General features: G+C 59.1%; 21 protein-coding genes. 1 reads left to right on the top strand and 20 read right to left on the bottom strand.

The window, feature by feature from the left end:
- Positions 1-106 precede the first annotated feature (106 nt).
- The 7 genes from HU754_RS07180 to HU754_RS07150 all read right to left on the bottom strand — a co-directional run bounded on the left by HU754_RS07180 (position 107) and on the right by HU754_RS07150 (position 6,198).
- Positions 107-976, bottom strand: a complete 870-nt coding sequence (locus HU754_RS07180) for a peptidoglycan DD-metalloendopeptidase family protein (protein ID WP_093436549.1) — start codon at positions 974-976, stop codon at positions 107-109.
- Positions 977-1,188: 212 nt separating this feature from the next.
- Positions 1,189-1,824 carry a protein-L-isoaspartate(D-aspartate) O-methyltransferase gene (locus HU754_RS07175; RefSeq protein ID WP_171057346.1) on the bottom strand — a complete coding sequence of 212 codons (636 nt, stop codon included), beginning with the start codon at positions 1,822-1,824 and terminating at the stop codon, positions 1,189-1,191.
- 41 nt (positions 1,825-1,865) lie between these two features.
- On the bottom strand, positions 1,866-2,615 hold the full coding sequence (gene surE, locus HU754_RS07170) for a 5'/3'-nucleotidase SurE (RefSeq protein WP_007908831.1): 750 nt from the start codon (positions 2,613-2,615) through the stop codon (positions 1,866-1,868).
- Positions 2,603-3,661 (bottom strand): tRNA pseudouridine(13) synthase TruD, encoded by a 1,059-nt coding sequence (truD, locus tag HU754_RS07165; RefSeq protein WP_186622052.1) that lies wholly within the window; start codon positions 3,659-3,661, stop codon positions 2,603-2,605. The genes surE and truD overlap by 13 nt, the downstream gene beginning before the upstream one ends.
- Complete coding sequence (gene ispF / locus HU754_RS07160) at positions 3,658-4,131, bottom strand: 2-C-methyl-D-erythritol 2,4-cyclodiphosphate synthase (protein ID WP_034149878.1); 474 nt, start codon at positions 4,129-4,131, stop codon at positions 3,658-3,660. The genes truD and ispF overlap by 4 nt, the downstream gene beginning before the upstream one ends.
- 43 nt (positions 4,132-4,174) lie before the next feature.
- Positions 4,175-5,020: an S-formylglutathione hydrolase gene (fghA, locus tag HU754_RS07155; protein ID WP_186622050.1), complete on the bottom strand. Its 846-nt coding sequence runs from the start codon at positions 5,018-5,020 to the stop codon at positions 4,175-4,177.
- A gap of 65 nt (positions 5,021-5,085) precedes the next feature.
- Positions 5,086-6,198 carry an S-(hydroxymethyl)glutathione dehydrogenase/class III alcohol dehydrogenase gene (locus tag HU754_RS07150; protein ID WP_093436558.1) on the bottom strand — a complete coding sequence of 371 codons (1,113 nt, stop codon included), beginning with the start codon at positions 6,196-6,198 and terminating at the stop codon, positions 5,086-5,088.
- 116 nt (positions 6,199-6,314) lie between these two features.
- On the opposite strand from HU754_RS07150, the gene HU754_RS07145 reads away from it, so the two are divergent.
- A complete protein-coding gene (locus tag HU754_RS07145; protein ID WP_186622048.1) occupies positions 6,315-7,211 on the top strand; it encodes a LysR family transcriptional regulator in 897 nt (298 codons plus the stop codon).
- A gap of 143 nt (positions 7,212-7,354) precedes the next feature.
- Here HU754_RS07145 and ispD read toward each other — a convergent pair whose 3' ends face one another.
- The 13 genes from ispD to lpxD form a co-directional block, all read right to left on the bottom strand.
- Positions 7,355-8,062, bottom strand: coding sequence for a 2-C-methyl-D-erythritol 4-phosphate cytidylyltransferase (ispD, locus tag HU754_RS07140; RefSeq protein WP_186622046.1), 708 nt, complete (start codon positions 8,060-8,062; stop codon positions 7,355-7,357).
- Positions 8,059-8,337, bottom strand: a complete 279-nt coding sequence (gene ftsB / locus HU754_RS07135) for a cell division protein FtsB (protein ID WP_007908838.1) — start codon at positions 8,335-8,337, stop codon at positions 8,059-8,061. The genes ispD and ftsB overlap by 4 nt, the downstream gene beginning before the upstream one ends.
- Positions 8,338-8,508: 171 nt before the next feature.
- Complete coding sequence (gene eno / locus HU754_RS07130) at positions 8,509-9,798, bottom strand: phosphopyruvate hydratase (RefSeq protein WP_093436567.1); 1,290 nt, start codon at positions 9,796-9,798, stop codon at positions 8,509-8,511.
- Between the two features lie 157 nt (positions 9,799-9,955).
- Positions 9,956-10,801, bottom strand: a complete 846-nt coding sequence (kdsA, locus tag HU754_RS07125; RefSeq protein ID WP_016985082.1) for a 3-deoxy-8-phosphooctulonate synthase — start codon at positions 10,799-10,801, stop codon at positions 9,956-9,958.
- A gap of 5 nt (positions 10,802-10,806) precedes the next feature.
- Positions 10,807-12,438, bottom strand: coding sequence for a CTP synthase (gene pyrG, locus HU754_RS07120; protein WP_093436570.1), 1,632 nt, complete (start codon positions 12,436-12,438; stop codon positions 10,807-10,809).
- A 274-nt stretch (positions 12,439-12,712) separates the two neighbouring features.
- Positions 12,713-14,041 (bottom strand): tRNA lysidine(34) synthetase TilS, encoded by a 1,329-nt coding sequence (tilS, locus tag HU754_RS07115; RefSeq protein ID WP_186622044.1) that lies wholly within the window; start codon positions 14,039-14,041, stop codon positions 12,713-12,715.
- Between the two features lie 131 nt (positions 14,042-14,172).
- Positions 14,173-15,120, bottom strand: a complete 948-nt coding sequence (locus HU754_RS07110; protein WP_038357918.1) for an acetyl-CoA carboxylase carboxyltransferase subunit alpha — start codon at positions 15,118-15,120, stop codon at positions 14,173-14,175.
- Positions 15,121-15,259: 139 nt separating this feature from the next.
- Positions 15,260-18,781, bottom strand: coding sequence for a DNA polymerase III subunit alpha (dnaE, locus tag HU754_RS07105; protein WP_186622034.1), 3,522 nt, complete (start codon positions 18,779-18,781; stop codon positions 15,260-15,262).
- 76 nt (positions 18,782-18,857) lie between these two features.
- Positions 18,858-19,484, bottom strand: a complete 627-nt coding sequence (gene rnhB, locus HU754_RS07100; RefSeq protein WP_093436573.1) for a ribonuclease HII — start codon at positions 19,482-19,484, stop codon at positions 18,858-18,860.
- A gap of 11 nt (positions 19,485-19,495) precedes the next feature.
- The gene (gene lpxB, locus HU754_RS07095; RefSeq protein WP_186622032.1) at positions 19,496-20,626 is read right to left on the bottom strand and encodes a lipid-A-disaccharide synthase; all 1,131 of its coding nucleotides are present in this window, start codon (positions 20,624-20,626) and stop codon (positions 19,496-19,498) included.
- 2 nt (positions 20,627-20,628) lie between these two features.
- Positions 20,629-21,405 carry an acyl-ACP--UDP-N-acetylglucosamine O-acyltransferase gene (gene lpxA, locus HU754_RS07090; protein WP_038357910.1) on the bottom strand — a complete coding sequence of 259 codons (777 nt, stop codon included), beginning with the start codon at positions 21,403-21,405 and terminating at the stop codon, positions 20,629-20,631.
- Positions 21,402-21,842 carry a 3-hydroxyacyl-ACP dehydratase FabZ gene (gene fabZ / locus HU754_RS07085; protein ID WP_003222142.1) on the bottom strand — a complete coding sequence of 147 codons (441 nt, stop codon included), beginning with the start codon at positions 21,840-21,842 and terminating at the stop codon, positions 21,402-21,404. The genes lpxA and fabZ overlap by 4 nt, the downstream gene beginning before the upstream one ends.
- Positions 21,843-21,948: 106 nt before the next feature.
- Positions 21,949-23,004 (bottom strand): UDP-3-O-(3-hydroxymyristoyl)glucosamine N-acyltransferase, encoded by a 1,056-nt coding sequence (lpxD, locus tag HU754_RS07080; protein ID WP_099758127.1) that lies wholly within the window; start codon positions 23,002-23,004, stop codon positions 21,949-21,951.
- Positions 23,005-23,006 lie beyond the last annotated feature (2 nt).

Here is a 23,006-nt window from a genome sequence, read left to right as displayed (position 1 = left end):
TGTTATAGTCCTTTGGTGAGTTCGACCCCAAGCTCAAGCGACGCCTTTATCCTTGGCAGCGCTGGAGCCTGTCCCCTCTACGCGACGGAACAGGCTGGCTTACAAATCAACGTCTTGGCAGGAACTGCAGCGGATCTACAGGTTTACCTTGGCGGCGAATCTCAAAATGCAGTTTCACCCGGTCTGTACCCGTTGACCCCATTTCGGCAATTGTCTGTCCGACCTTGACCTGCTGTCCCTCCCGAACCAACAGCCTGCGGTTATGTCCGTAGGCACTGACGTAGGTTTCGCTGTGTTTGATGATGACTAATTCGCCGTAGCCCCTTAAGCCACTCCCGGCGTATACCACCGTCCCATCAGACGCAGCTAAAACAGGCTGTCCCAAATCTCCGGCGATATCAATTCCTTTATTCAAACTACCGTTTGAAGAGAATTTTCCAATCAGAATGCCATTAGATGGCCATCCCCAGCCGGTCGGGGCTGGGCCTGCCGGAGGCAACGGCGCGGGCGCTTGCTTGTTGGCGACGGACGGTACAGCCCCCGTAGAACCGGTGGTTGTAGTGGTCGTGGTGCCATTTGCCTGGCGCCGGATTACCGTGGTTTTACTCGACGAAGAAGGTGAAGAACTGCTGTTGCTCACCACCGCCGTCGGCGTTGAACCGGTGCGGCCGTCGAAGCGAATCGTCTGACCCGGATGGATCGTATATGGCGTAGGAATATTGTTCCGGGCCGCGAGGGCTTTGTAGTCCCAGCCGTAGCGAAATGCGATCGAAAACATCGTATCGCCCGGACGGACTACATATTGTCCGGTCGTCACCGTAGGACGCTGGGCCACCGCGTTGTTGCGATCGACCACCCGCACATTGCTCGATTTGGTGCTGGAGCAACCGACCAGCAAGGTGCTCAAGACGAGGCCAGTCACCAGGCGCTGAAAGCTCGTGTTACCCATACGCTGCGCAATGACTGTGAGACTCACCCGCCGCTCCCTTTGTGGTGGCTGAAAAATGTGGAATGCCGGTTTTCGGCATGAGGTGTCGCAAGTATAACGGGCCGGATCGGCTTTACCTTTAATGAAGCGAAATCGCTTCACGCACACGTTTGCCAGCTGACAATCTGCTGCGTTTAAACCATCGTTGCCCGAGTAAGACACAGGCGAACGAAAGGAATTCAGCGCGCGTAAACAAATGCTCAGGCCAGTGGCCCATTGAGCAAAGGCACAAAACGGACAGCCCCGAGAACATGCCGGGAAAAGCCGTTTTCCTCACGCACGATCAGCAACAATTGCTGTACTTCCCCGGAGCCTACCGGAATCACCATGCGTCCGCCCGGAGCCAGTTGATCAAGCAAGGCTTGCGGTACATCCGTGGCCACGGCGGTGACGATAATGCCGTTATAAGGTGCCAGCGCCGGCCACCCTTCCCAACCATCGCCCCAGCGGAACACCACGTTGCGCAGGTTCAGTTCAACCAAACGTTCCTTGGCGCGATCCTGCAGTACCTTGATGCGCTCAACCGAGAACACCCGCTCAACCAGTTGTGACAACACCGCCGTCTGGTAACCGGAACCGGTGCCGATCTCCAGCACCTTATCCAGTGGGCCCGCCTCCAGCAGTAGCTCGCTCATGCGCGCCACCATATAAGGCTGGGAAATCGTCTGGTTATTGCCGATCGGCAGCGCCGTGTCTTCATAAGCACGGTGTGCCAGCGCTTCATCAACGAACAGGTGACGCGGCGTACGCCGGATCACTTCCAGCACCTTGGCGTTGGACACGCCCTCTTCGTACAGGCGCTGGATCAGCCGCTCGCGGGTACGCTGAGAGGTCATGCCGATCCCGCTGCGCAGCCTGTCTTCATGTTCACGGGCCATCAGCGCAGTCCCTCCAGCCAGCCATCGAGGCTTCTGAACGCATCGTTGAAGGTGCGATCGAGCTGCAACGGGGTGATGGAAACGTAGCCCTGCATCACCGCATGGAAGTCCGTGCCCGGGCCGCCGTCTTCGGCGTCGCCGGCTGCAGCAATCCAGTAACCGGCCTTGCCACGCGGATCGACCACTTTCATCGGCGCCGCCGCACGGGCGCGATGGCCGAGGCGGGTCAACTGAATACCGCGAATATGGTCGATCGGCAGATTGGGAATGTTCACGTTGAGCACCGTGCGCGGTGGCAGATCAAGCCCGGCATGGGCCTCGACCAGTTTGCGCGCAAAGTAGGCCGCTGTCGGCAGATTATCCACCTGCCGCGAGACCAGCGAAAAAGCGAACGACGGACGCTCGAGAAAACGTCCCTCAAGGGCGGCCGCCACTGTCCCGGAATACAGCACGTCATCGCCAAGATTGGCGCCGAGGTTGATCCCGGAAACCACCATGTCCGCCTCGCGCTCCAGCAAGCCGTTGAGGCCCAGGTGCACGCAGTCGGTCGGAGTGCCGTTGAGGCTGATAAAGCCGTTGGCCAGGTATTGCGGGTGCAGCGGACGGTCGAGCGTCAGCGAACTGCTGGCGCCGCTTTTGTCCTGCTCCGGGGCGATAACCACGCACTCGGTGTAATCCGCCAGCGCAGCATAAAGCGCGGCGAGACCGGGTGCGGTTACCCCATCGTCGTTAGAAATCAGAATACGCATGGGCTGTCCGTCTGCCCCACCGGCACCAGATCAACGAGTTCGCGCACCAATACGGTGGCGAAGCATCCGGCCGGGAGGACGAATTCCAGTTGCAGAATGTCAGGCTGGGGATAATGCCACGTCAACCCGCCAATGGGCAGCCGCAGGATGCGACGTTCGTGGCTCATACCGGCGTTGATCAACCAATCGCGCAGCTCTGCTTCACCGGCAGCAATCCCCTGCTCCAGATCATGGACAGCGCCTGCGGTCGGCGAGTCACCCTCGCCCCACTGCGGGCCGGTCGGATGCAGGTCAAGAATCGCCAGACGCGGGTCGCTGCACTCGGCTTCACCGGCCGGGAAAAAACTGCGGCTGTCGGTGAACGCGAGCAGGTCGCCGACCAGGGCTTTTTGCCAGGTGCCATCGGCCACTCGTGCGGCGAGCACCTTGTTGAAGAGAAAACTGCGCGCCGTCGAGAGCAGGCGCGAACGCACATTGCGTTGTTCCGGCAAGGCCTTGCGCGCCGCCCACGAACGCGCATCAACGACGTTGCCGCCGTCGTGGCCGAAACGCTGGGCGCCGAAATAATTGGGGATGCCTTGTTGGGCTATCAGTTGCAGACGCTGGTCAATCGCCGCTTTATCGCCATCGAACTGAGTCAAACGCAAAGTGAAACCGTTGGCCGAATGCGCACCGCGTTGCAGTTTGCGTTTGTGGCGAGTGGTCTTGAGAATCTTCAGCGTGTCGTTTTCCGCCGCCGACAGATCCGGATCGGCCTTGCCCGGCAATTGCACGCTGAACCACTGGCGAGTCAGCGCCTGACGATCCTTGAGGCCAGCATAGCTGACGGTGCGCAACGGCACGCCGGCAGCCTTGGCGATACGCCGCGCAGCTTCTTCAGTGTTCAGACCGCGTTTTTCGACCCAGATCCACAGATGTTCGCCATCGCCGCTGAACGGAATATCGAGGACTTCATCGACCTGAAAGTCTTCAGCGATGGCTTTCAGTACCGCAGTGCCGACGGGTTCACCATAGGCCCGCGGGCCGAGCAATTGCAGTTCGTTCATGCGCGCAGCAACAAGGCAACGGAGTGCACGGCGATGCCTTCTTCGCGACCGACAAAGCCGAGCTTTTCGGTGGTGGTAGCTTTCACGTTCACTTGATCCAACTCAACTTGAAGATCCGCCGCGATCAGCGCGCGCATCGATTCGATATGCGGGGCCATTTTCGGTGCCTGGGCAACGATAGTGTTGTCGACATTGCCGACTTTCCAGCCTTTGGCATGGATCAGCGCGACCACATGACGCAGCAGCGCACGGCTGTCGGCGCCCTTGAATTGCGGGTCGGTGTCCGGGAAATGCTTGCCGATATCACCCAGCGCAGCGGCGCCGAGCAAGGCATCGCTCAAGGCGTGCAGCAGGACGTCACCGTCGGAATGAGCGAGCAGCCCGAAGCTGTGTGCGATGCGCACGCCGCCCAGAGTAATGAAATCGCCTTCAGCGAAACGGTGCACATCATAGCCGTGGCCAATACGCATAAAAAAACGCCCCGATTTTTGTCAGGGCGTGATTCTACCTGCATTAACCGCGCAGGGCGCGTGCGTGATGCTGCAAGTGGTCGTCTATAAAGCTTGAGATGAAGAAATAGCTGTGGTCGTAGCCCGGTTGCAGGCGCAATGTCAGCGGATGACCCGCTTGTTTTGCCGCTTGTTGCAGAGCTTCGGGTTTGAGCTGGGTGGCGAGGAAGTCATCGCGATCCCCTTGATCGACCAGCAGCGGCAGTTTTTCATCCGCCTCGGCAATCAGTGCGCAGGCATCCCACTCTTTCCATTTGGAACGGTCTTCGCCCAGGTAGCGCGAAAAGGCTTTCTGACCCCACGGGCAATCCATCGGGTTGTTGATTGGCGAGAGCGCCGACACCGATTGATAGCGTCCCGGGTTACGCAGCGCGCAGACCAGCGCACCGTGACCGCCCATGGAGTGACCGCTGATGCTGCGTTTGTCCGAGGCGGGGAAATGCGCTTCGACCAGTGCAGGCAACTCATGCACGACATAGTCATGCATCCGATAGTGGCGCGACCAAGGTTCCTGCGTGGCATTCAGATAGAAACCGGCACCGAGGCCGAAATCCCACGCGCCATCAGGATCACCCGGCACATCCGGCCCACGGGGGCTGGTGTCCGGCGCAACGATGATCAGGCCCAGTTCGGCAGCCATGCGCATCGCGCCGGCTTTTTGCATGAAATTCTCGTCGGTGCAGGTCAGGCCCGACAACCAGTACAGCACCGGCAACTTACCGCCCTGCTCCGCCTGCGGTGGCAGGTACACGGCGAACACCATGTCGCAACCGAGCACGTCTGAGCGATGGCGATAACGCTTGTGCCAACCGCCGAAACTCTTCTGACAGGAGATGTTTTCCAGACTCATGTAAAGACTCCTACGCGGTCATGAGCGCAAGCCTTCAAGACTTGCGCCCATGTCGCCACGATTGATCAGAAATGAATGACGGTACGGATGCTCTTGCCTTCGTGCATCAGGTCGAAGGCCTTGTTGATGTCTTCCAGGCCCATGGTGTGGGTGATGAAAGTATCCAGCGGAATCTCGCCGCTCTGGGCCATGTCGACATAGCTTGGCAACTCGGTACGACCGCGCACGCCGCCGAATGCCGAACCGCGCCAGACGCGACCAGTCACAAGCTGGAATGGACGGGTTGCGATTTCCTGGCCGGCACCGGCCACACCGATGATCACCGACTCGCCCCAACCTTTGTGGCAGCACTCAAGGGCGGCGCGCATCAGTTGCACGTTGCCGATGCATTCGAAGGAGAAGTCGACGCCGCCATCGGTCATGTCGACAATCACTTCCTGAATCGGACGATCGAAATCTTTCGGGTTTACGCAGTCGGTAGCGCCGAGTTGTTTGGCGATCTCGAACTTGGCCGGGTTGATGTCGATGGCGATGATTCGCGCAGCCTTGGCTTTCACCGCGCCAATGACTGCGGACAAACCAATGCCGCCCAGACCGAAGATGGCCACGGTGTCACCGGGTTTGACCTTGGCAGTGTTGAGCACCGCACCGATACCGGTGGTGACGCCGCAGCCCAGCAGGCAAACCTTTTCCAGCGGCGCATCTTTAGAGATCCTGGCCACGGAGATTTCCGGTAACACGGTGTATTCCGAGAATGTCGAAGTACCCATGTAGTGGAAAATGGTTTCGCCCTTGTAGGAAAAACGCGAAGTGCCGTCCGGCATCAAACCCTTGCCCTGAGTCGCGCGAATCGCCTGACACAGGTTGGTCTTGCCCGACTTGCAGAATTTGCACTGGCCGCATTCCGGGGTGTACAGCGGAATGACGTGATCGCCCACCGCAACCGAGGTCACGCCTTCGCCGATCGCTTCGACGATGGCGCCGCCTTCGTGGCCGAGGATCGACGGGAAGATGCCTTCCGGGTCTGCACCGGACAGGGTGTAGGCATCCGTGTGGCAAACCCCGGAAGCCACCACGCGCAACAACACTTCACCGGCCTTGGGCATGGCGACATCGACTTCTACGATTTCCAGCGGCTTCTTGGCCTCGAAGGCAACGGCGGCGCGCGACTTGATCATGCTGACTCTCCAGTGAATCCATTGAATAAAAAACCAGACGACCAGTGTAGTTCAACGCCAACTGATGAATAATCCGGACAAAAGCAAAACATTATTGCCATACAGGGATAATCCCGATGTCCGAAAGCCGCTGGGAAGGCATTGACGAGTTTGTTGCCGTTGCCGAATGCAGCCAGTTCACCGCCGCCGCCGAACGCCTTGGGGTTTCGTCCTCGCACATCAGTCGACAAATCGTACGGCTGGAAGAAAGACTTCAGACGCGCCTGCTCTATCGCAGCACACGCCGGGTGACGCTGACCGAGGCTGGGCAGACCTTCCTGCAACATTGCCAACGCTTGCAGGATGGCCGCGAAGAAGCCTTGCGTGCCGTCGGCGATCTTACCAGCGAACCGAAAGGCATGCTGCGCATGACCTGCGCCGTCGCGTACGGCGAACGTTTTATCGTGCCGCTGGTGACGCGATTTATGGGCCTTTATCCACAGCTGCGCATCGATATCGAATTGAGCAATCACCAGCTTGATCTGGTGCATGAAGGTCTGGATCTGGCGATTCGCCTGGGTCGTTTGCAGGACTCGCGGTTGGTCGCGACACGCCTGGCGCCACGCCGAATGTATCTGTGCGCGTCACCGTCCTACGTCGAGCGGTACGGTCGCCCACATAGCCTGTCGGAATTGAGTCGGCACAATTGCCTGATTGGCAGCTCGGACATCTGGCAGCTTGAGCAAAACGGGCGGGAGTTTTCCCAGCGCGTGCAGGGCAACTGGCGCTGCAACAGCGGGCAAGCGGTGCTGGATGCGGCGTTACAGGGGGTGGGATTGTGTCAGTTGCCGGATTATTACGTGCTGGAGCATTTGCACAGCGGTGCGTTGATTTCGCTGCTGGAGGCGCATCAGCCGCCGAATACGGCGGTGTGGGCGCTGTATCCGCAGCAACGGCATTTGTCGCCGAAGGTGCGCAAGTTGGTGGAGTTTCTCAAGGAAGGATTGGCTGAGCGGCCCGAATATCGGAGCTGAGTGTTGTGTTGTCTTTGCTGCCGCCTTCGCGAGCAGGCTCGCTCCCACAGGGGATCTTCAGTGGATACACAATTTGTGTTCGGCGTAATTCAAAGGTGGGAGCGAGCCTGCTCGCGAAGGCAATCTGAAAAGCGCCACTGCACTCAGCGGCGATTCGCCCAACGCTGGCGCAACCACTCCAGATCTTCCGGCCGGGTCACCTTGAGGTTATCCGCCCGCCCTTCAATCAGTCGCGGCGCCAGGCCAGCCCACTCCATCGCAGAAGCTTCGTCAGTAATCACAGCATCAGCGACAAGGCTGTCCGCCAACGCCCGATGCAACGCACCGAGGCGAAACATCTGCGGCGTATACGCCTGCCAGATCACGCTGCGATCGACGGTCTCAACCACCCGACCATGCTTGTCGACCCGCTTCAATGTGTCGCGCGCCGGCACCGCGAGCAAGCCGCCCACCGGATCGTCCGCCAGTTCATCCAGTAACTTGTCGAGATCTTCGCGACTCAGATTCGGTCGTGCCGCATCGTGCACCAGCACCCAATCCTCATCATCGGCACCCTGCGCATGCAAATGCAGCAAGGCATTGAGCACCGAACCGGAACGCTCGGCGCCGCCCTCGACGCGCTGAATACGCGAGTCGCCAGCGCACGCCAGGTTCGGCCAATAAGGATCATCAACAGCAAGACTGACCACCAGGCCCTTGAGGCTTGGGTGATCGAGGAAACAGCCGAGGCTGTGTTCGAGAATTGTGCTTCCGCCCAGTTGCAGGTATTGCTTGGGACGGTCCGCAGCCATTCGGGCACCGATGCCCGCAGCAGGAATCACGGCCCAGAAGGCCGGCAGGGAATTGATCATTGGGCCAACTGGTAAAGGGTTTCGCCGTCCTTGACCATGCCCAGTTCGTGACGAGCCCGCTCTTCAACGGTCTCCATGCCCTTTTTCAACTCGCTGACTTCAGCGTCCATCACCCGGTTGCGCTCCAGCAAACCTTCGTTCTCGGCGTGTTGATCAGCAATCTGCTGATTCAGCTCGGCGACCTGCGCCAGACTGCCATTGCCCACCCACAGGCGGTACTGCAGACCGGCCAGTAGCAAGAGCAAAACGAGAAACAACCAGTAAGGACTGCGCATCGAATATCAGGTATCCAGTGAAAAAAGACAGCCACGCCAAAACTTTGAAGCATCTGATAGCACGAAGCCTGGAAGACCCAGGCTTGTGCTGTTAAGGCATCAGATTAGTGGCAAATCCATCGCTGTCACGACTTTTTCGACACAATCCGGTGTCCTTCCATCGATTTGTACTTAGCCGCGAAACTCGCTGCGACCGTTGTACTTGGCCTTGCCATTCAACTGCTCTTCGATACGCAGCAGTTGGTTGTACTTGGAAACGCGGTCGGAACGGCACAGCGAACCGGTCTTGATCTGGCCAGCCGAGGTGCCCACAGCCAGGTCGGCAATGGTCGAATCTTCGGTTTCGCCCGAACGGTGCGAGATCACTGCAGTGTAACCGGCAGCCTTGGCCATCTGGATGGCTTCCAGGGTTTCGGTCAGGGTGCCGATCTGGTTGAACTTGATCAGGATCGAGTTGGCGATCTTTTTATCGATGCCTTCTTTCAGGATCTTGGTGTTGGTTACGAACAGGTCGTCGCCCACCAGTTGAGTCTTCTCGCCGATCTTGTCGGTGAGGATCTTCCAGCCAGCCCAGTCGGACTCGTCCAGACCGTCTTCGATCGAGATGATCGGATAACGTTCGGTCAGGCCTTTGAGGTAATCGGCGAAACCTTCAGCGGTGAACACCTGGCCTTCGCCGGACAGGTTGTACTTGCCGTCTTCGTAGAATTCGCTGGCCGCGCAGTCCAGCGCCAGGGTCACGTCGGTGCCCAGCTTGTAACCGGCGTTGGCCACAGCTTCCGAGATCACTTTCAGCGCGTCTTCGTTGGACGCCAGGTTCGGTGCGAAGCCGCCTTCGTCGCCAACGGCAGTGCTCAGGCCACGGGCCTTCAGCACAGCTTTGAGGTGATGGAAAATCTCGGTGCCCATGCGCAGACCTTCCGAGAAAGACTTGGCGCCAACCGGCTGTACCATGAATTCCTGGATGTCGACGTTGTTATCAGCGTGCTCGCCACCGTTGATGATGTTCATCATCGGCACCGGCATCGAGTAGACACCCGGAGTACCGTTGAGGTTAGCGATGTGTGCGTACAGCGGCAGGTCCTGGTCCTGCGCAGCAGCCTTGGCCGCAGCCAGGGACACGGCGAGGATGGCGTTGGCGCCCAGGGTTGCCTTGTTTTCGGTACCGTCGAGCTTGATCATCGCGTGATCCAGGGCTTTCTGGTCGCTTGGGTCGGTGCCCAGCAGCAGATCGCGGATCGGACCGTTGATATTGGCTACCGCTTTGAGCACGCCCTTGCCCAGGTAACGGCTCTTGTCGCCATCACGCAGCTCGAGTGCTTCACGCGAGCCAGTGGATGCACCGGACGGCGCGCAAGCGCTGCCGATGATGCCGTTGTCGAGAAGCACGTCCGCTTCCACGGTGGGATTGCCACGGGAGTCGAGAACTTCACGACCTTTGATGTCGACGATTTTTGCCATTGTTGTAAACACTCCAAAGTTGACGAAAACGACGCAGCTAGAGGAAATCTTTTTACCGTCGGCAAGGGGTGTGCAGCGGGCAGGCTTGCAGACGATAACGCTCACACCCGAGGGCATGAGCGACAAATCGTGCGGTACTTTACCGGAGAATTGAGGTTTAGGCGGTTTCTACCGTCGGAAAACTCTTCACCAGTTCGTCCAAAGCCTTGAGCTGGGCCAGAAATGGCTCCAGTTTGTCCAGACGCAAGGCGCAAGGGCCATCGCATTTGGCGTTGTCCGGATCCGGATGCGCTTCGAGGAACAGACCTGCCAACGACTGGCTCATGCCCGCCTTGGCCAGATCCAGAACCTGGGCACGGCGACCGCCGGCGGAGTCGGCACGACCACCCGGCATTTGCAGCGCATGGGTCACGTCGAAGAATACCGGGTACTCGAACTGCTTCATGATGCCGAAGCCGAGCATGTCGACCACGAGGTTGTTGTAGCCGAAGCTCGAACCACGCTCGCAGAGGATCAATTGATCGTTACCCGCTTCCACGCACTTGTTCAGGATGTGTTTCATTTCCTGAGGCGCGAGGAACTGGGCTTTCTTGATGTTGATCACTGCATTGGTCTTGGCCATCGCGACGACCAGATCGGTCTGGCGCGACAGGAAGGCCGGCAGTTGAATGATGTCGCAGACCTCTGCGACGACCGCAGCCTGATCAGGCTCGTGGACGTCGGTGATGATCGGCACGCCAAAGGCTTGTTTGATGTCCTGGAAGATGCGCATGCCCTCTTCCAGGCCAGGACCACGATAAGAGGTCACAGAAGAACGGTTAGCCTTGTCGAAACTGGCCTTGAACACGTAAGGGATACCGAGTTTTTCGGTGACCTTTACGTACTCTTCGCAAACCTGCATGGCCATGTCACGGCTTTCCAGCACGTTCATGCCGCCAAACAGCACCATGGGTTTGTCGTTGGCAATTTCGATGTCGCCGACGCGGATGATCTTCTGTGCCATCGGGGTTACGCCTTCTTCTGGTGTTGAGCCAACGCTGCTTTGACAAAACCGCTGAACAGCGGATGGCCATCACGTGGTGTGGAAGTGAACTCAGGGTGGAACTGGCAAGCGACGAACCATGGGTGATCGGCCGCTTCAACCACTTCAACCAGCGCCGCATCAGCGGAGCGACCGGAGATTTTCAGGCCAGCTTCGATCAGCTGTGGCAGCAGGTTGTTGTTCACTTCGTAACGGTGACGGTGACGCTCGACGATCACGTCCTTGCCGTAGCAGTCGTGGACCTTGGAACCGGCTTCAAGCAGGCAGTCCTGAGCGCCAAGGCGCATGGTGCCGCCCAGGTCGGACGATTCGGTACGCACTTCAACGGCACCGGTCGCGTCTTCCCACTCGGTGATCAGACCGACCACCGGATGACCGCTGGCGCGATCGAACTCGGTGGAGTTGGCGTCTTTCCAGCCCATCACGTTACGGGCGAACTCGATGACCGCCACTTGCATGCCCAGGCAGATACCCAGGTACGGAACCTTGTTTTCGCGAGCGTACTGAACGGCAGTGATCTTGCCTTCCACGCCACGCAGACCGAAGCCGCCCGGTACGAGGATCGCGTCGACACCTTCGAGCAGCGCAGTGCCCTGGTTTTCGATGTCTTCGGAATCGATGTAACGCAGGTTGACCTTGGTGCGGTTGCTGATGCCGGCGTGACTCATCGCTTCGATCAGCGACTTGTAAGCGTCCAGCAGTTCCATGTACTTGCCGACCATGGCGATGGTCACTTCGTGTTCCGGGTTCAGCTTGGCGTCAACCACTGCGTCCCACTCGGACAGATCAGCGCTGCCGCATTGCAGACCGAAACGCTCAACGACGAAATCGTCCAGACCCTGCGAATGCAGGATGCCCGGAATCTTGTAGATGGTGTCGGCGTCTTCCAGCGCGATCACCGCACGTTCTTCAACGTTGGTGAACTGAGCGATCTTGCGACGCGACGAGATGTCGATCGGGTGATCGGAACGGCACACCAGCACGTCTGGCTGCAGGCCGATCGAACGCAGTTCTTTGACCGAGTGCTGGGTTGGCTTGGTTTTGGTCTCGCCAGCGGTGGCGATGTACGGCACCAGTGTCAGGTGCATCAGCATCGCGCGCTTGGCGCCGACTTCGAAACGCAGTTGACGGATGGCTTCGAGGAACGGTTGCGACTCGATGTCACCGACGGTGCCACCGATTTCAACCATCGCCACGTCAGCGTCACCGGCACCCTTGATGATGCGGCGCTTGATTTCGTCGGTGATGTGCGGAATCACCTGGATGGTTGCACCCAGGTAGTCACCACGGCGCTCTTTGCGCAGCACGTGCTCGTAGACACGGCCGGTGGTGAAGTTGTTGTTCTGGGTCATGGTCGTGCGGATGAACCGCTCGTAGTGCCCCAGGTCCAGGTCGGTCTCGGCGCCGTCGTGGGTGACGAACACTTCACCGTGCTGGAACGGGCTCATGGTGCCCGGATCGACGTTGATGTACGGATCCAGCTTCAGCATGGTGACCTTAAGTCCCCGCGCCTCCAGGATGGCTGCCAATGAAGCCGATGCAATGCCTTTCCCCAATGAAGAAACAACACCGCCCGTGACGAATATGTAGCGCGTCATGAAAAACCCTAGAAGTCTGCGTTAAAGCGGTACGAGCCGCCGGGGAAAGCGAAGGAAGGCCGAAGCCCCCGATCACCTGCATTAATCACAGTGCACCTTTCAAAAAAACCGCCGCGTTGGGACAGACCGGCAGGTGAAACACCGGTACGTTGCTCGCTACACATTTTTTGGAATCGCCCAGCAAAGACTGCTTGGTAATCGGCAACTCCTGCAATTCAGGCGAATCCACAGAAGTTGTATCAAGAAGGGAGCGTAGTCTACCGGAATGCTCCTTTCAGCTCAAACCTTGATCTTCGTCTGTTGGCAGCCAATGCAATTTCCAGCCGTCCTGTGCATGACCATCAAGTCCCGGCAGGTTCGCCACCGCGAGCAATTCATCGCCGCGAAACAGCAGCGGCAATCTGCCACGCATGAAGCCCGGGACCGCGCGCTCATTGAGCAGGCGCTTGAGGTCACGGTGGCCGCGATCCGCCAGCTGCATGACTTCACCGCCCTGACGATAGGCAATGCGCAAAGGCCCGACGGGAGTCTGCCCGCTGAACGTGACATGTCCGTTATCGGCCAAGCGTAGCGCTGACGCCGGGCTCTGCCACTCGACGCCGATCATCGGCGTGCGTAGCCAGTGACCGCTGAGCCACCACAGACGACCGGCACTGCGATGAAGCTCGCCATCGGCCAGACGCCATATCGGTGAAGCATCGTGAGCGGCATCGCACAGATTTTTCCAACCCGACCAGTGGTCGGTATCTGGCAGTTGCGTGAAGCGTTCGAGCCAATGGCTGATCGCGTTTCGTTGCCGGGCAGCAGACAGTGCGGCGAGCGGCGCCAGTTCCAGCGACGGTAAAACCAGCCATTCATAATCATGAGCAGTCGCGGCTTGCGCCAAATCGATCTGCGCCAACTCATCGAGCAGCCCCTGAGCTTCACGCAGATGCGCGGCGCTGCGGGTCATGTTCGCCTGCGCTTGCGGCCAGCGCTCGCTCAGCACCGGCATAACCTGATGGCGCAGGTAATTGCGCGAGAACTGTCGATCCTGATTTGACGGATCTTCGATCCAGCTTAACGAGTGAGCCTGTGCGTAACGTTCCAGCTCGGCTCGAGTGACATCCAGCAACGGGCGAATCAACATGCCCTGCCCCACTGGCCTTTGCTGCGGCATTCCCGACAATCCGCGCACTCCCGCTCCACGCAGCAGCCGGAACAGCAGTGTTTCCGCCTGATCATCACGGTGTTGACCAGTGATTAACGCCTCATTAGCTTGGGTCAGCGCACTGAACACGGCGTAACGCGCATCCCGCGCCGCCCGCTCCAGACTCGCGCCTGGTTGCACCGTCACCTGCTCGATGAGCAACGGCACTCCCAGCGCATCACACACGGACTGGCAATGCTGCGGCCACGCATCAGCTGCGGCCTGAAGGCCGTGATGGATATGGATAGCGCTTAGCGCGGGGATGGATTCGGTTTTTGCCAGATCGGCAAGCAGGTGCAGCAGGACGGTGGAATCGAGACCACCGGAAAACGCGACGCGCCAATGAGCGGCATTGCGCCAAGGCTCAAGGTTGTGCAAAAGCCGTGAAGGCAAATCAATCATGGACTGACCCATTTCTTTACCCTTGCCTAAACCAAATGTGGGAGCGAGCCTGCTCGCGAAGACGGTTTAACATTCAACAGATTTGTCGACTGTTATACCGCTTTCGCGAGCAGGCTCGCTCCCACATGGGTATTGCGTTCGACTTAGAGACCGTAGCTCATCAGTCGATCATAACGGCGCTTCAGCAACGCTTCGTTATCGAACTTCTTCAGCATCGCCAGTTGCGAGCTCAGCTCGGCACGGATCGATGCAGCCGCAGCCGCCGGATCACGGTGCGCGCCGCCCAGAGGCTCGCCAATCACCTTGTCGACAATGCCCAGGCCTTTCAGACGCTCGGCGGTGATGCCCATTGCTTCAGCAGCATCCGGCGCTTTTTCGGCGGTTTTCCACAGAATCGAAGCGCAACCTTCCGGCGAGATTACCGCGTAGGTCGAGTACTGCAGCATGTTTAGCTGGTCGCAGACGCCAATGGCCAGTGCACCACCGGAACCACCCTCACCGATAACGGTGGCGATGATCGGGGTCTTCAGGCGCGACATCACGCGCAGGTTCCAGGCGATCGCTTCGCTCTGGTTACGCTCTTCAGCGTCGATGCCAGGATAGGCACCCGGGGTGTCGATGAAGGTCAGGATCGGCATTTTGAAACGCTCGGCCATCTCCATCAGACGGCAAGCCTTGCGGTAGCCTTCCGGACGCGGCATGCCGAAGTTACGGCGCACCTTCTCGCGCACTTCACGACCCTTCTGGTGACCGATGATCATCACCGGCTGGTCTTCCAGACGGGCGATACCGCCAACGATGGCCGCGTCGTCAGAGAAGTGACGGTCACCGTGCAGTTCGTCGAACTCGGTGAAGATGTGCTCGATGTAGTCGAGGGTGTACGGGCGTTTCGGGTGACGCGCCAGGCGTGCGATCTGCCAGCTGGTCAGCTTGCCGAAGATGTCTTCGGTCAGCGTTTTGCTCTTGTCCTGCAGGCGGGAGATCTCATCGCCGATATTCAGCGAATTGTCATTACCGACCAAGCGCAACTCTTCGATCTTGGCTTGCAGGTCGGCGATCGGCTGTTCGAAATCTAGAAAATTCGGGTTCATAGGCGTCCGTCTTGGGTCGTGTCCCAAATGAGCTTGGGCCGGCCGGTTGTCTATTCGCGCCCTACCTTAAGGGAGAGGCGCGCTGAGGTCGAGATTAAAAATTCAGGTTGCGGGCAAGCGCCATGATGGCACTTGCCGGTCAACGGTATTGGAGGAAGACGTTGTCTCGCCCGAACTGGTCACGCAGGGCTTGAATCAACGCATCCGCCGGATCAATCCGCCAGGTCTCGCCGAACTGCAGCAAGGTCTTCGCATCCGGACTGGTGTACTCCATGGTGATCGGGCACGCGCCGCGATGACGCTTGAGCAAATCCCCCAACCAGCGTAGCTGATCGCCTTTCAGATCCTGGGTTTGCAGCTTCAGGCGCAGGCTTTCGGCCAGATTGGTGCGCGCGTCTTCCATGCTCATCACCCGCTTGACGCGCAGGCGCAGGCCACCGGAGAAGTCATCGTTGCTGACTTCGCCTTCGACCACCACCATCGCGTCGGTCTGCAACAACGACTGCGCAGAGTGGAACGCATCGGCAAACAGCGACGCCTCAATCCGCCCCGAACGGTCGTCGAGGGTGATGAAGCCCATCTTGTCGCCCTTCTTGTTCTTCATTACGCGCAGGGCAATGATCATCCCCGCCACGGTTTGCGTATCGCGCGCCGGCTTCAGGTCGATGATGCGTTGACGAGCGAAACGGCGGATCTCGCCTTCGTATTCGTCAATCGGGTGACCGGTCAGGTACAGGCCCAAGGTGTCTTTCTCACCTTTGAGGCGTTCCTTGAGGGTTAGCTCCTTGGCCTTGCGATGGGACGCATAAACGTCGGCATCTTCTTCAACAAACAGCCCGCCAAACAGGTCGGCGTGACCAGAGTCGTGGGTACGCGCAGTCTGCTCGGCCGCCTTGATCGCCTCTTCCATCGCTGCCAGCAGCACGGCGCGGTTGCGGTCGATGTTGGCCTGATAAGCCTTCTGTTCGTCATGGAAGTACGGCCCCAGACGATCTAGCGCACCGCTGCGGATCAAGCCGTCGAGGGTACGTTTGTTGATGCGCTTGAGGTCGACCCGCGCGCAGAAGTCGAACAGATCCTTGAACGGACCTGCCTGACGCGCCTCGGTGATCGCCTCAACCGGGCCTTCACCAACACCTTTGATCGCGCCGAGGCCGTAGACGATGCGGCCGTCGTCGTTCACCGTGAACTTGAACTCCGAAGTGTTCACGTCCGGCGCGTCGAGGCGCAGTTTCATCGTGCGCACTTCCTCGATCAAGGTCACGACCTTGTCGGTGTTGTGCATATCCGCCGACAGTACCGCAGCCATGAACGGCGCCGGGTAGTGGGCTTTCAGCCAGGCTGTCTGGTACGAGACCAGGCCGTAGGCGGCGGAGTGGGATTTGTTGAAGCCGTAACCGGCGAACTTTTCTACCAGGTCGAAAATGTTACCGGCAAGGTCGGCGTCGATGTTGTTGGTCGCGCAACCTTCAATGAAACCGCCGCGCTGCTTGGCCATTTCCTCGGGTTTTTTCTTACCCATCGCCCGACGGAGCATGTCCGCACCGCCAAGGGTGTAACCGGCCATGACCTGAGCAATCTGCATCACCTGTTCCTGATACAGGATGATGCCGTAAGTCGGTGCCAGAACCGGCTTCAAACCTTCGTACTGGTAATCCGAGTGCGGATACGCCAGTTCGGCGCGGCCGTGCTTACGGTTGATGAAGTCGTCCACCATGCCGGACTGCAGCGGGCCCGGACGGAACAGGGCCACCAGTGCGATCAGGTCTTCCAGGCAGTCGGGCTTGAGCTTTTTGATCAGCTCTTTCATGCCGCGCGATTCAAGCTGGAACACCGCGGTGGTTTCAGCTTTCTGCAACAACGAGTACGTCGGTTTGTCGTCCAGCGGGATAAACGCGATATCCAGTGGCGGCTCGTTGACCTTGGCACGGTCGCGGTTAATGGTTTTCAGCGCCCAGTCGATGATCGTCAGGGTCCGCAGACCGAGGAAGTCGAACTTCACCAGACCAGCCGCTTCAACGTCGTCTTTGTCGAACTGGGTCACCAGACCGTCACCGGCCTCATCGCAGTAGATTGGCGAGAAGTCAGTCAGTTTGGTCGGCGCAATAACCACACCACCGGCGTGTTTACCAACGTTACGCACAACGCCTTCGAGCTTGCGCGCCATTTCCCAGATTTCCGCAGCTTCTTCATCAACCTTGATGAAGTCACGGAGGATTTCTTCCTGCTCGTAGGCTTTTTCCAGGGTCATGCCGACTTCGAACGGAATCATCTTCGACAGACGATCCGCCAGGCCGTAGGACTTGCCCTGCACCCGCGCTACGTCGCGCACCACAGCCTTGGCCGCCATGGAACCGAAAGTGATGATCTGGCTTACCGCGTTACGACCGTATTTTTCGGCCACGTAGTCGATCACGCGGTCACGACCGTCCATGCAGAAGTCGACGTCGAAGTCGGGCATCGAGACCCGTTCCGGGTTAAGGAATCGTTCGAACAGCAGGTCGTATTCCAGCGGATCGAGGTCGGTGATCTTCTGTACATAAGCCACCAACGAACCGGCACCCGACCCACGGCCCGGACCTACCGGCACGCCGTTGTTCTTGGCCCACTGGATAAAGTCCATAACGATGAGGAAGTAACCGGGGAAACCCATCTGGATAATGATATCCAGCTCGAAATTCAGCCGGTCGACGTAGACCTGACGCTTGGCTTCGTAGTCTTCGGTGGTGTCCTTGGGCAGCAGCACCGACAAGCGTTCTTCCAGACCGTCGAAGGAGACTTTGCGGAAATACTCGTCGATGGTCATGCCATCGGGAATCGGGAAGTTGGGCAAAAAGTGAGTGCCCAGCTTCACTTCGATATTGCAGCGCTTGGCGATTTCGACGGTGTTTTCGATGGCGTCGGGAATATCGCTGAACAGCTCGATCATTTCCTCGGCGCTTTTCAGGTATTGCTGATCGCTGTAATTCTTCGAGCGCCGTGGATCGTCGAGGGCACGGCCCTCACCGATGCACACGCGGGTTTCGTGGGCGGCGAAGTCTTCCTGCTTGATGAAACGCACATCGTTGGTCGCCACCAGCGGCGCGCCGAGCTTGTCGGCGAGTGCGACGGCACCGTGCAGCTGTTCTTCATCGTTAGGGCGATTGGTGCGCTGGATTTCCAGATAGAAACGATCCGGGAATACCGCCATCCATTCGCGCGCCAAGGCTTCAGCTTCAGCCGGGTTGCCGCCGATCATGGCCATGCCGATCTCGCCTTCTTTGGCGGCGGACAGCATGATCAGGCCTTCGTTGGCTTCAGCAACCCACTCGCGCTCGACGATGATCATTCCGTTGCGCTGGCCTTCGATGAAGCCGCGCGAGATCAACTCGGTGAGGTTGCGATAGCCCTTGGCGTTCATCACCAACAGGCTGAGCCGGCTCAGCGGTGCGTCCGGGTCCTTGTTCGACAGCCACAGGTCGGCACCGCAGATCGGCTTGATGCCCGCGCCCATGGTGTTTTTATAGAATTTGACCAGGGAACACATGTTGTTCTGGTCGGTGACTGCGACCGCCGGCATGTTCATGGCCGTCAGTGCCTTGACCAGCGGCTTGATCCGCACCAGCCCGTCGACCAGGGAGTATTCAGTGTGCAGGCGTAGATGAACGAATGAAGCCGGCATAGTGATCCTGTCCAGTTACATAGAGACAACAAGGCCCGGATTGTACCGGGCCTCGAACAAAACATCAGCCTTGCGACTAAACCTGCGTCAGACCTTCCAGCGCTTCGTAAGCCAGACGCACCGGGGCGAACGAGCGCCGGTGAATCGGCGTCGGGCCAAGACGCGACAAGGCTTCCAGATGAACGGGCGTCGGGTAGCCTTTATGGCCGCCGATGCCGTAACCCGGATAGATCAATTCGAATGCAGCCATTTCGCGGTCGCGGCTGACCTTGGCCAGAATCGACGCAGCAGCAATCGCCGGCACCTTGCCGTCGCCCTGCACCACCGCTTCGGCACGCATCGGCAGTTGCGGGCAGCGGTTGCCGTCGATCATCGCCAGTTTCGGCTGAATGTGCAGGCCGGCCACCGCGCGCTGCATGGCCAGCATGGTCGCGTGCAAGATGTTCAGCTCGTCGATTTCTTCCACTTCGGCGCGCGCAATACACCAGCTCAAGGACTTTTCGATGATTTCGTCGTAAAGCTTTTCGCGCTTGGCTTCAGTGAGTTTCTTCGAGTCGTTGAGACCGAGGATCGGCCGGTTCGGATCGAGGATCACCGCCGCCGTCACCACCGCACCGCACAACGGGCCACGACCGACTTCATCAACGCCGGCAACCAATTCTTCTACTTCGGCGACCAGAGTGAAATCCAGGCCCATCTGCATGCTTGTCTTGCTCATCGCGTTTGACCGATCAGGTTAAGGACGGCGTCCGCCGCCTGATTGGAGGCATCCAGCCGCAACCTGCGATGGATCTCGTCGAAACCACGTGTCTGTTCTTCGCCACCTTCGATCAGTGGCGACAGGGTCTGTGCCAGCGCGTCGACTGTCGCATCATCCTGCAACAATTCCGGGACCAGCAGGCGCTGGGCCAGCAGGTTCGGCAAGGACACGTACGGGCTCTTGACCATGCGTTTGAGGATCCAGAACGTCAACGGCGCCAAGCGGTACGCCACCACCATCGGCCGCTTGTACAACAGCGCTTCGAGGGTCGCAGTGCCGGAGGCAATCAACACGGCATTGCACGCTGCCAGGGCCAGATGGGATTTGCCGTCGAGCAAGGTCACCGGCAGATCACGCCCGGCGAGCAGCTCTTCAAGTTGCGCGCGGCGTTCAGGGTTGGCGCACGGGATGACAAAGCGCAAACCCGGGCGCATCGCACGCAGACGTTCGGCGGTGTCGAGGAACAGCGCGCCCAGACGGGAGACTTCGCCGCCGCGACTGCCGGGCATCAACGCCACCAGCGGGCCGTCGGGCAGGCCCAGCTCGGCACGCGCCGCAGCGCGATCAGCTTCCAGCGGAATGGTATCGGCCAGCGTGTGGCCGACGAACCGCACCGGCACGCCCTTTTCTTCGTAAAATTTTGCTTCGAACGGCAGCAGCGTCAGCATCAGGTCGCAGCCTTCGCGAATCTTCAGCACACGCTTCTGCCGCCACGCCCACACCGACGGGCTGACGTAATGCACGGTCTTGATCCCGGCCTGACGCAGCTTGAGTTCGATATTGAGGTTGAAGTCCGGCGCGTCGATGCCGATGAACACATCCGGCTTCTCGGCGATCAGCGTCGCGATCAGGTCTTTGCGGCGCTTGAGCAATTCGCGCAAACGACCGAGGACTTCCACCAGGCCCATGACCGACAAGCGCTCCATGGGAAAGTAGGAAGTCAGGCCTTCAGCCTGCATCAACGGGCCACCGACGCCGATGAAATCGACCGCCGGATGCTGAGCCTTGAGCGCGCGCATGAGGCCGGCACCGAGAATGTCACCGGAAGCTTCACCCGCCACCAGCGCAATACGCAGATTGGCCATGATCAGCGCGTGATGCCGCGAGTCGACGACTGGATGGAGTCGCGGAATATCGCAACTTCCGGGTATTGCGCAGCAGGTTCAGCCAGTTCGGCCAGCGCCTGCTCAACCGTCAGACCTTGGCGATAGACGGTTTTGTAAGCGCGACGCAGGGTATGAATCGCGTCTTCGCTGAAACCGCGACGGCGCATGCCTTCGAAGTTCATGCTGCGCGCTTCGGCAGGGTTGCCGAACACGGTGACGAACGCAGGAACGTCCTTGCCGATCGCAGTGCCCATACCGGAAAAGCTGTGAGCGCCGATGTGGCAATACTGGTGCACCAGAGTGAACCCGGAGAGGATCGCCCAGTCATCCACGTGCACATGCCCGGCCAACGCGGTGTTGTTGACCAGAATGCAGTGGTTGCCGATAACGCTGTCATGCCCGATGTGGGCATAAGCCATGATCAGGTTGTGATCACCCAGCGTGGTTTCCGAACGGTCTTGCACGGTGCCACGGTGAATGGTCACGCCTTCACGGATGACGTTGTGGTCACCGATCACCAAGCGGGTTTCTTCACCCTTGTACTTCAGATCAGGCGTGTCTTCGCCTACCGAGGAAAACTGGTAGATGCGATTGTGCTTGCCGATGCGGGTCGGGCCTTTGAGGATTACATGCGGCCCGATCACGGTACCCTCGCCGATTTCCACACCTGCGCCGATGATCGACCACGGGCCGACCTCGACGCCATCAGCCAGAACGGCCGACGGATCGATGATTGCGCGAGGGTCAATCAAACTCATAGCTTGCGTTCCGCACAGATGATTTCAGCCGAGCAAACCGGCTTGCCATCGACCGAAGCCTGGCATTCGAACTTCCAGATCTGACGCTTGCAGCTGATGAACTTGGCTTCGAGGATCAGTTGATCGCCCGGCAACACAGGCTGGCGGAAGCGCAGCTTGTCGGAACCGACGAAGTAATACAGCGTGCCGTCGGCAGGCTTCACATCAAGCATTTTGAAACCGAGGATCCCGGCAGCCTGAGCCATCGCTTCGATGATCAGCACGCCCGGCATGATCGGGTGCGCCGGGAAGTGACCATTGAAGAACGGCTCATTGATGCTGACATTCTTGTAGGCGCGAATGCGCTTGCCTTCAGTGTCCAGTTCCACCACCCGATCCACCAGCAGGAACGGGTAACGGTGAGGCAGGTATTCGCGAATCTCGTTGATGTCCATCATTTCGGGGGGAAGCCTATGTAAAGATTGGGAGCGCGACTGACGCGCACTCCTCTAGCAAATCAAGGAGGCAGTCTAGAGGCTGTGCACACTTGATATGGAAATGGTATCAGCCATCTGATGAAGCATTGCCGTCAGGGGTCACTTCCCCTACGCGCTTTTCCAGCTGTTTTAAACGTCGCGCGATGTCATCGAGCTGACGGATGCGGGCCGCGCTTTTGCGCCATTCGGCCGCCGGTTGCATGGCTGTGCCGGAAGAATAGGCACCCGGCTCGGTAATCGAGTGAGTCACCATAGTCATCCCGGTCAGGAAAACGTTGTCGCAAATATCAATATGGCCCACCAGGCCAACACCGCCTGCCAGCATGCAATGCTTGCCGATTTTGGTGCTGCCGGAGATCCCGACGCAGGCCGCCATGGCAGTGTGATCACCGACCTGAACGTTGTGGGCGATCTGGATCTGGTTGTCGAGCTTCACGCCATTGCCAATGACGGTATCGGCCAGCGCGCCGCGATCGATGGCGGTATTCACGCCAATCTCGACATCGTCGCCGATGGTCACGCCACCGATCTGGGCGATCTTCTGCCAGATACCTTTTTCGTTGGCGAAGCCGAAGCCTTCACCACCAAGCACGGCACCGGACTGGATCACCACACGCTTGCCGATACGCACATCGTGATACAGCGTCACGCGTGGGGCGAGCCAGCCGCCTTCACCGATTTCGCTGCGGGCACCAACAACGCAATGTGCGCCCAGTGTCACCTGCGCGCCAATTCGCGCACCGGCTTCGATCACCACAAAGGGGCCGATGCTGGCGCTTGGATCAACCACCGCGTCCGGCGCAATCACCGCTGACGGATGGATACCCGCAGAGGCTTTTGGCTTGGGATCGAACAGGTGGGAGATGCGCGCGTACGCCAGGTAAGGATCAGGCACCACCAACGCATTACCGGCAAAACCTTCGGCATCGGCCTCTTTGAGCAACAGTGCTGCCGCCTGCGAGCCCGTCAGGTATTTGCGATATTGAGGATTTGCCAGAAAGCTCAACTGAGCTGGGCCAGCCTCTTGCAAAGTGGCTAGCCCAGTAATTTGCTTCTCAGGGTCGCCACGCAGGGTGGCGCCGAGGAACTCGGCCAACTGGCCGAGCTTGATAGTCACGGTCATGG

Origin of the sequence: Pseudomonas zeae (genome assembly GCF_014268485.2) — a bacterium.
Taxonomy (GTDB): domain Bacteria; phylum Pseudomonadota; class Gammaproteobacteria; order Pseudomonadales; family Pseudomonadaceae; genus Aquipseudomonas; species Aquipseudomonas neuropathica.
The sequence above is the reverse complement of the archived record's forward strand: the minus strand, read 5'-3'. Positions and strand labels throughout refer to the sequence as shown.